This window comes from Kitasatospora sp. NPDC029367 (assembly GCF_055569135.1).
Genome location: NZ_JBVHYH010000141.1, coordinates 1 through 7513, shown reverse-complemented (window position 1 = coordinate 7513; position 7513 = coordinate 1). Strand labels below are relative to the sequence as shown.

6 protein-coding genes and 1 pseudogene are annotated in these 7513 nt (G+C 75.5%); 2 read left to right on the top strand and 5 right to left on the bottom strand.

The genetic code is table 11. The annotated features are described in order from the left end of the window. Positions 1–197: 197 nt before the first annotated feature. The 5 genes and pseudogenes from ACZ4W5_RS37525 to ACZ4W5_RS37505 form a co-directional block, all read right to left on the bottom strand. The gene (locus ACZ4W5_RS37525) at positions 198–1337 is read right to left on the bottom strand and encodes an LPXTG cell wall anchor domain-containing protein (protein ID WP_360227332.1); all 1140 of its coding nucleotides are present in this window, start codon (positions 1335–1337) and stop codon (positions 198–200) included. Positions 1338–1744: 407 nt separating this feature from the next. Then, positions 1745–2323: a flavodoxin family protein gene (locus ACZ4W5_RS37520; protein ID WP_465659696.1), complete on the bottom strand. Its 579-nt coding sequence runs from the start codon at positions 2321–2323 to the stop codon at positions 1745–1747. Between the two features lie 168 nt (positions 2324–2491). Beyond that, positions 2492–3442, bottom strand: a pseudogene (locus ACZ4W5_RS37515) (NAD(P)-dependent oxidoreductase); the annotation flags it as partial. Between the two features lie 52 nt (positions 3443–3494). Next, positions 3495–3917, bottom strand: coding sequence for a YunG family protein (locus ACZ4W5_RS37510; RefSeq protein ID WP_360227338.1), 423 nt, complete (start codon positions 3915–3917; stop codon positions 3495–3497). 195 nt (positions 3918–4112) lie between these two features. After that, positions 4113–4673, bottom strand: a complete 561-nt coding sequence (locus tag ACZ4W5_RS37505) for a GlcG/HbpS family heme-binding protein (protein ID WP_465659694.1) — start codon at positions 4671–4673, stop codon at positions 4113–4115. Between the two features lie 167 nt (positions 4674–4840). Here ACZ4W5_RS37505 and ACZ4W5_RS37500 point away from each other — a divergent pair, with 167 nt between their 5' ends. Both ACZ4W5_RS37500 and ACZ4W5_RS37495 read left to right on the top strand, forming a co-directional pair. Further along, a complete protein-coding gene (locus ACZ4W5_RS37500; protein WP_465659692.1) occupies positions 4841–6295 on the top strand; it encodes a sensor histidine kinase in 1455 nt (484 codons plus the stop codon). Then, entirely contained in the window at positions 6292–6960 is a 669-nt protein-coding gene (locus ACZ4W5_RS37495; protein WP_360227347.1) for a response regulator transcription factor, read from the top strand. The genes ACZ4W5_RS37500 and ACZ4W5_RS37495 overlap by 4 nt, the downstream gene beginning before the upstream one ends. Positions 6961–7513 lie beyond the last annotated feature (553 nt).

The window sequence follows — 7513 nt, the reverse complement described above, 5'->3', positions numbered from 1 at the left end:
CTCCCCTCCTCCCCCCCCGCACTCTAGTCTGGACGAACGAACACCCCCCCCCCCCCCCCCCCCCCCCCCCCCCCCCCCCCCCCCCCCCCCCCCCCCCCCCCGCGCCGGCGGGGACGGAGGTCCGTCCCCGCCGGCGGTCGGGCGGCAGTGGGCTCCCTCAGCGGAGCCCTCCGGGTCGGGCCCGGGGCGGGCCCGGATCAGCCCTGCTGGCCGGCCTTGCGGCGGCGGAGCACCACGAGGGTGCCGACACCGGCGACCAGGACGGCGCCACCGGCGGCCGCGATCATGGTGGTGTTGTCACCGCCACCGGTGGTGGCGAGGGTCTTGTCCGCGTCGGCGGCGGCCGTCTTGGCCTTGGTGACGACGGCCGGGGTGATCTTCGGCGGGGTGACCTTCGGGACGTCCACCGGGAAGTCGATCGGCTGCTGCACGTCGGTGCTGCCGGCGGTCGGGGCCGGGGTGGTGGTCGCGCCGGAGTCGGTCGGCGAGGCCGACGGCGAGGCGGTGCCGGTGGCCGGGGTGGTCGGCGCGGGGGTGGTCGGGGCCGAGGTGGTCGGCGCCGGGGTGGTCGGCGCCGGAGTGGTCGGCGCCGGGGTGGTCGGGGCCGTGGTGGGGGTCCCCGTCGTCGTGGCCGAGGGCGACGCGCTGGTGCTCGGGGTCGGCTTGCCGGTCTTGGTGGGGGTGGGGGTCGGGGTGGGCTTGCCACCGCCACCGGCCTTGATGGTGAAGCCGGCGCCCTTGATCCCCTCGCAGCTGAAGTGGCCGTTGTCGGACTCGTCGTCGGCGTTGGCCGAGAAGACCACCGGGACGACGCCGGCCTTGCCCAGCGGGGTGTCCTTGGTGAAGGAGACCCGGACGTCGATGTCGATCCGCTTGCCCTGGGCGAGGTAGAGCAGCGCGTCGTCGGCGGGACCGCCGTCGTTCACGCCGCCGAGCAGGATCAGCACCGCGCTGTCGTCGCCGTCACCGCCGCCGGGCGCGATCGAGCCGGTCCGCCAGGTGCCGCTGCCGGGCAGCTGGTACTCGACCTTGAGGTCCTTGGCCTTGAGCGTGCCGGCCTTGTTCTTGAACTTGAGGAGCGGGAAGGCGACGAAGTCGTTCTTCGTCGAGTTCTGGATCCGGTAGGAGAAGACGCGGGCGTCACCGCCGGCGACGAAGGTGTCCGGGACGCCCCGCACCGAGAGGTCGAGGTTCTGGTGCTTCGCCTGCGCGGCCTGAGCGGCGGCGGACGGGGTGCCGGTGGAGCCGACGGCCATGGCGCCCTGGGCGCCGGTGAGCACCAGCGAGGACGTGAGCGCGGCGACGCCGGCCAGGGCAAGACTGCGACGTATGGACAAGGAGACCTCACGGAAGTGTCCGGGCGAGGCCCGGGCGCGAGGGGGCGGCCACAGACGCCGCTACTCCCCCGCGAAGCTGAAAGTCCGACGGAGAGTACCGAACGATTCGGCCACTTCGGAAGGCGGGTACCCGGTTCCGTCGTACGGCCGGGCCCGGGGCGTCCGAATCGCCCAACTCCGTCCGCCGGTAGGGCTTTTGCGCTCCGGCAAAGAGCGGCCGCAAAGTGACGGGTACACGCCCGGGAGGACGGTAGCGCACGGACCCGGGTGGCGCGAATGCATCGGTCCGTGGCGGGGGCCCGCGGCGGGACTCTTGGCGGCGGGGCCCGTGGCGGCGGTCGGGGTCGGGTCGCGTCAGGTGGTGTCAGGTGGCCTCAGGTGGCCGGCCCCGGCCGTCGTCGATCGGGTCAGCCCGCGAAGAAGGACTTGGCCGCGATCAGCGCCTGCTCGTCGCGCAGGACGTCCCTCGGGCGGGTGCCGTTGCCGATCAGCGCGCCGCCCCAGCGCATCCCCATGTACTCGGCGGTCAGCTTGAGGGTGCCGATCAGCGGCTGGACGTGCTCCTCGGTGCCGGCCAGCACGGTGACGTCCCACAGCGTGCCCCCGCGCATCCCGTCCCGGAAGTCCATCCCGGGCACCCGGAACCAGGCCGACCAGTAGTCGAGGTAGAGCTTGGCGCTGGTCGGCATCGTGTACCAGTACAGCGGTGAAACGAGGACCAGGTCGGTGGCCGCCAAGGTGGCCTCCAGCAGCGTCCGTTCGTGCCCGACCGGCTCCGGGTAGCGGCCGTCACCGGTGTGCCGCAGGTCCTGGAAGGGCGGCAGCGGGTGGTCGTCGAGCCGCAGCCACTGCTGCTCGGCGCCCTCGGGCAGGCTCGACTCGGCGGCCAGCCGGGCGAGTTGTGCGGTGTTGCCGTCGACGCGCGAGCTCGCGTCCAGGAACAGGAAACGGCGCGGCGCCCCGGCGCCGGACGGCTGGTCGGTCATCGGTACTCCCCCTGATCAGGTGCTGTGGACACCCGAACGAGCACCGGCGGACCGCCGGGTATTCCACCGCCAGCCCCGCTCCGCCCCGCTCGTCCCGGCTCCGACTCCGGGGCGGGAGCGGGGACGGAAGCGGGGGCGGGCCGGAGGCGGAGCGGGGGCGGCGGTCGGTCAGTCCGGCAGCCCGGCCCGGCGGCGGGCGACCTCGGCGACGGCCGCCCAGTCCTTCTCGCCGTCGCCGTGCGCCAGCGCGTCCAGGAAGGCGTCCCGCAGGATGCCACCGAAGGGCAGCGGGACGTGCTTCGCGGCCCCGGCCTCCAGGGCCAGGCCGACGTCCTTGAGCCCGAGCGGCAGCCGGAACCCGGCCGGCTCGTAGCGGCGTTCGGCCACCATCGAGCCGTAGCCGGAGTAGACCGGCCCGGGGAAGAGCGTGCCGCTGAGCATCTCGACCAGGTCGGTGGGCCGGACCCCGTGGGCCTCGGCCAGGCTGCACGCCTCGGCCATCGACTCGATCGCGCAGGCCAGCAGGAAGTTGGTGCTGATCTTGGCCGTGTTGGCCTGCGCCGGGCGGTCGCCGAAGTGCCAGCTGCGCTCGCCCATCGCGGCGAACAGGGGCTCGGCCCGGTCCAGCAGTTCGGGTGCGCCCGCGACCAGGATGTTGAGCTTCCCCGCCGCCGCGACCGGCGGGCGGCCGAGGACGGGCGCGGCGACGTAGCCGATGCCGTGCTCGGCGTGCAGTGCCTCGGCCCGCTCGGCCAGGGCGAGCGAGACGGTGGCCATGTTGACGTGCAGGGTCGCCTTCGCGCCCGCCAGCAGCCCGGGGTCGAGCAGCAGCCCTTCGACCGCCTGGTCGTTGGCCAGCATCGAGACCACCGTGTCGGCGGCGAACACCTCGGCGAGCGAGCCGGCCGCCTCGGCGCCCTGGGCCACCAGGGCGGCCACCGGCTCGGGCGAGCGGTTCCACACCCGTACGGCGTGACCGGCGCGCAGCAGGCTGCCGGCCATGCCCTGCCCCATCGCGCCCAGCCCCACGAAACCGACCGTCGCCCCGCTCATCCGCGCACTCCGTTCGCCGCCGTCACCCGTACCTTGGTCCGTCCGGAAGCGACTGTACGTCAGGGGAGTTCGGCGGGCCGGGGACGCCCGGGCCGACCCCGCCGCGCCGGCCGGGCGGCTACGCGACCCGGGCCGGGCGGCGGAGGCGGCCGGCGGAGGCGCCGCGCTCCAGCTCGGTGACCACGCGGTGGCGCAGCAGCTCGTACTGGGCCTGGAGCCGGCCGGGGCGGGCCGGGCGGGCGACCGGGCGGCCGGGGCCGACCAGCTCGCCCGGGCCGAACTGCTCCCGGGTGAGGTCGATCTCGAAGCCGGTGGCGAAGCGGTTCCACCAGTGGAGGTCCGTCCGGACCCCGTCGACGTGCACCTCGCCCATCATCAGCTCGCCGCCGAGCAGGTCGTGCACCACCATGGCCGTCACACCGCACTGGCCGCGGGCGGGATTGTCGGGACGCCAGCGGGCCTGGTCCTCGGGCGCGCAGGTGTCGACACCCCAGGAGGAGCGGATCGCACGTTCGATGTCGTTGAGGGTCCACGCCGTCATACCGGGAAGCCTGCCACGCGGCACTGACAACGACACCGGCTTTTCAAAGGGTCACCGCCTGTTCTGCGGCGACCCTCCCCTTGTTCACCCGAACGAGTTCCACCGCGGGCCGTCGGCCGGGAGCACGGCGGGTGCCGGGTACGGGAGTTCGCCCGGCCGGTCGGCCCCGGCGGCGGGCCGGCCGGCCGGGGCGGGTCACTTCGCCAGGGCGGCCACGCCGGCCTGCGCGAACTGCTCGTCCAGGTCCCCGCTGGGCGCGCCCGCGACACCGATGCCGGCGACCGGAGCGCCCTTGGACTGCACCGGGGCGCCGCCCGCCAGGAACAGCGTGCCCGGGATGTCCTTGAGGTTCGGGGCCTGGGCCAGGCGCTTGGCCAGCTCCGAGGTCGGGGCGTTCCAGGAGACCGCCGTGAAGGCCTTGCGCTCGGCCGACTCCGGGGCCTGCGGGCCGGCGCCGTCGCCCTTGAGCAGCACGCGGGTGACGCCGTCCCGGTCGACCACGGCGACGGAGACGTGCTGGCCGGCCTTGGTCGCCGCGTCCAGGGCGGCCTGGGCGGCGCGGGTGGCGGCGTCGATGGTCAGGCCGGTGCTCTGGGCGAGGTTCTTGTTCTGGGTGTCGGCCTTCGCCGCGGCGGGGGCGGCCGGGGTCTCGGTGGTCTCGGCGCTGGCCGAGACGGCGCCGACGCCGGCGGCGGCGAGTGCGGCGACGGCGACGGTGCCGGTCAGCACCCGGGTGCGCACGGAGGTCTTCTTCATGGTCCAGCTCCTCAACTCAACGGGACGGCGGGGCCACGGGGTCCACAGGGTCCACGGGGGCCGCGGCGGGTTCGGGCCGGGCGGCGGGGGGGACCGCCCGGCTCTGCTCCGATCCTCCGGCCGGAACCGGGCGCGCGGCATCGACGGTCCGGCGCGACCGTCCGGGCATGATGGGGGACGCCGGTGTCAACCGATCGGCTGATGCGGGACCGGGCCGGACGGGTCAGCATCGAGGGAACGGCGCAGGTCGGTGCACCGGGCGCCGGTCCTTACCACTCCGTCTGACACTGCTCGGCCGTCGGCCATCGCGTGGTCTCGTCGTCCGCCGACCACCGTCGCGTCATCGGCCGAGCCCCGTCCGGAGCCCGTACGTAGCCCCAGGAGCCCCCGTGCAGCAGCCCCGCCCGTCCGCCGGTCCGCCCCCGGGCGGGCTCGACGCCGGCGACCCGGACGCCGGACGGCTGGCGCTGCTGCTGGACTCCGCCTTCCTGCTGCTGCTCGCCGCCGCGCTCAGCCGCTACCTCACCCACCACGCCGGGAGCCCCCGGATCCCCTGGGTGATCGGGCTGAGCGCCGCCCTGGCCGTCGCCCAGCCGGCCGCCTCCTGGTTCGACCACCGCCGTCCGACCCCGCCGGGCCGGCCGCGCCGGTGGCCGCTGGCGCTGGTGGTCGCGCTCTGGGTGGTGCTGGTGCTGATCGCGCCGAGCTTCGCCTGGTGCGCCGTCCCGCTGATCTACACCGGGCTGCGGGCACTGCCCGCGAGGGCCGCGATCCCGCTGGTCGCGGCCCTGACGCTGCTCGTGGTGATCGCCGAGGTCCGGCTGCCCGGCACCACGGACGCCACCCTCGTCCTGCTGCCGCCCGCGGTGGCCGCGCTGGCCACCGGGGTGTTCCTGTTCATGGCCCGGCAGGCCGCCCGGCAGCGCGCGCTGATCGCCGACCTGGTCCGCACCCGGCGCGAACTCGCCGCCACCGAACGGCGCGAGGGCACGCTCGCCGAGCGCGAGCGGCTGGCGATGGAGATCCACGACACCCTGGCGCAGGGCCTGTCCAGCCAGCAGATGCTGTTGCAGGCCGCCGACCGCACCTGGGACGCCGACCCGGCGACCGCCCGTACCCATGTCCGCACCGCCGCCGAGGTGGCCGCCCGCAACCTCGCCGAGGCCCGCCGCTTCGTCCATGACCTCGCCCCGGCCGAACTCGCCGACGGCGGCACCCTGGACCGCGCGCTGCGGGCGCTGGCCGAACGGGAGTCCACCGAGAGCGGGCTGCCGGTCCGCTTCCACCTGGACGGCGCGCCCGTCCCGCTGCCGGCGGCCGTGCAGTCCGCGCTGCTGCGGATCGCCCAGGGCGCGCTGGCCAACGTCCGGGAGCACGCCGGGGCCTCGGCGGCCGCGATCACCCTGTCCTTCCTGGGCGACCAGGCCGTGCTGGACGTCGCCGACGACGGGCAGGGCTTCGACCCGGCGGCGGGCGGGCACCGCGCGACCGGCGGCACCCGCGGGTACGGCCTGCTGGCCATGCGCGCCCGGCTGCGGCAGCTGGGTGGCACGCTGACCGTGGAGAGCACCCCCGACGAGGGCACCGTCGTCTCCGCCGCGATCCCTCTGGAGCACCGATGACCGCAGCGCGCACCCCGTCGAGCGACGCACCGGACGGCTCCGCCGCCGTCCGGCTGCTGGTCTGCGACGACCACGCGGTGGTCCGGGCCGGCCTGCTGGCGCTGCTCGCCAGCGCGGGCGACATCGAGGTGGTCGGCGAGGCGAGCACCGGGGAGGAGGCCGTCGCACTGGCGGCCGGACTGGCCCCGCAGGTCGTACTGATGGACCTCCAGCTCGGCGAGGGCATCGACGGCGTGGAGGCCACCCGGCGGATCACCGCCGCCCCGGGCGGGCCGCACGTCCTGGTCCTCACCACGTACGACACCGACGCCGACATCACCCGGGCCATCGCGGCCGGGGCCACCGGCTACCTGTTGAAGGCCGAGCGGCCGGAGGAGCTGTTCGCCGCCGTCCACGCGGCCGCCCGGGGCCGGACGGTGCTCTCCCCGCCGGTCGCCTCCCGGGTGATGGCACAGATGCGGGCGCCCGCGCCGCAGCTCACCGAGCGCGAGCAGGACATCCTCGAACAGCTGGCGCGGGGGCTGGGCAACCGGGAGATCGCCCGGGCGCTGTTCATCAGCGAGGCGACGGTGAAGACCCACCTCGGCCGGATCTACGACAAGTTGGGCGTGGACACCCGGGCGGGCGCGGTGGCGGTGGCCAAGGAGCGCCGGCTGCTGCGCTGACCGCACCCCGGCCCCGCCTGCCCCGGCGAGCCCGCCGGACCCACCCCTCCACTGCGCTGGGCACTCGCGCGGTGTCACTCCGTGCTGTCATGATGCATGGAATGTCGGCTTCCAGGCCGCGCGCTCCTCGCGTCCCGGGCGGGCGATACGGCCTCGGGGCCGGCCGCGGGCACCCCTGACGAGGTCACAACTGCCTGGTGGGACGCCCATCACACCGACCCGACCACATCGCCACGATTGTGGATTTTTCGTGGATCTCACTATTGACAAACCAACCACGCGGTTTGTTAGCGTGAGAACACGACGTCCCCGGGGGTGGGGACTCGCCGGGTCTGTGCGGACGCTCTCGCCGGAGGGTGGTGCCAGGGGGGAACGGCGAGGCTGCCGGGGTGTCGGGGGGAGCGGCAGCGCCGAAGCCGCGCGACGTGGCGGCGTGGGGGGGGGCCGGGGGGGATCGCTCCCCCCCCCCCCCCCCACCCCCCCCCCCCCCCCCCCCCCCCCCACTCCCACCCCCCCCCCCCCCCCCCCGGAGCGGGGGCGGGTCGGGGTTCCC

Excerpts from the sequence above, each read along its gene's own strand:
- ACZ4W5_RS37520 (WP_465659696.1), bottom strand. The coding sequence starts at position 2,323 with ATGACCGACCAGCCGTCCGGCGCCGGGGCGCCGCGCCGTTTCCTGTTC.
- ACZ4W5_RS37510 (WP_360227338.1), bottom strand. The coding sequence starts at position 3,917 with ATGACGGCGTGGACCCTCAACGACATCGAACGTGCGATCCGCTCCTCC.
- ACZ4W5_RS37505 (WP_465659694.1), bottom strand. The coding sequence starts at position 4,673 with ATGAAGAAGACCTCCGTGCGCACCCGGGTGCTGACCGGCACCGTCGCC.
- ACZ4W5_RS37500 (WP_465659692.1), top strand. The coding sequence starts at position 4,841 with ATGATGGGGGACGCCGGTGTCAACCGATCGGCTGATGCGGGACCGGGC.
- ACZ4W5_RS37495 (WP_360227347.1), top strand. The coding sequence starts at position 6,292 with ATGACCGCAGCGCGCACCCCGTCGAGCGACGCACCGGACGGCTCCGCC.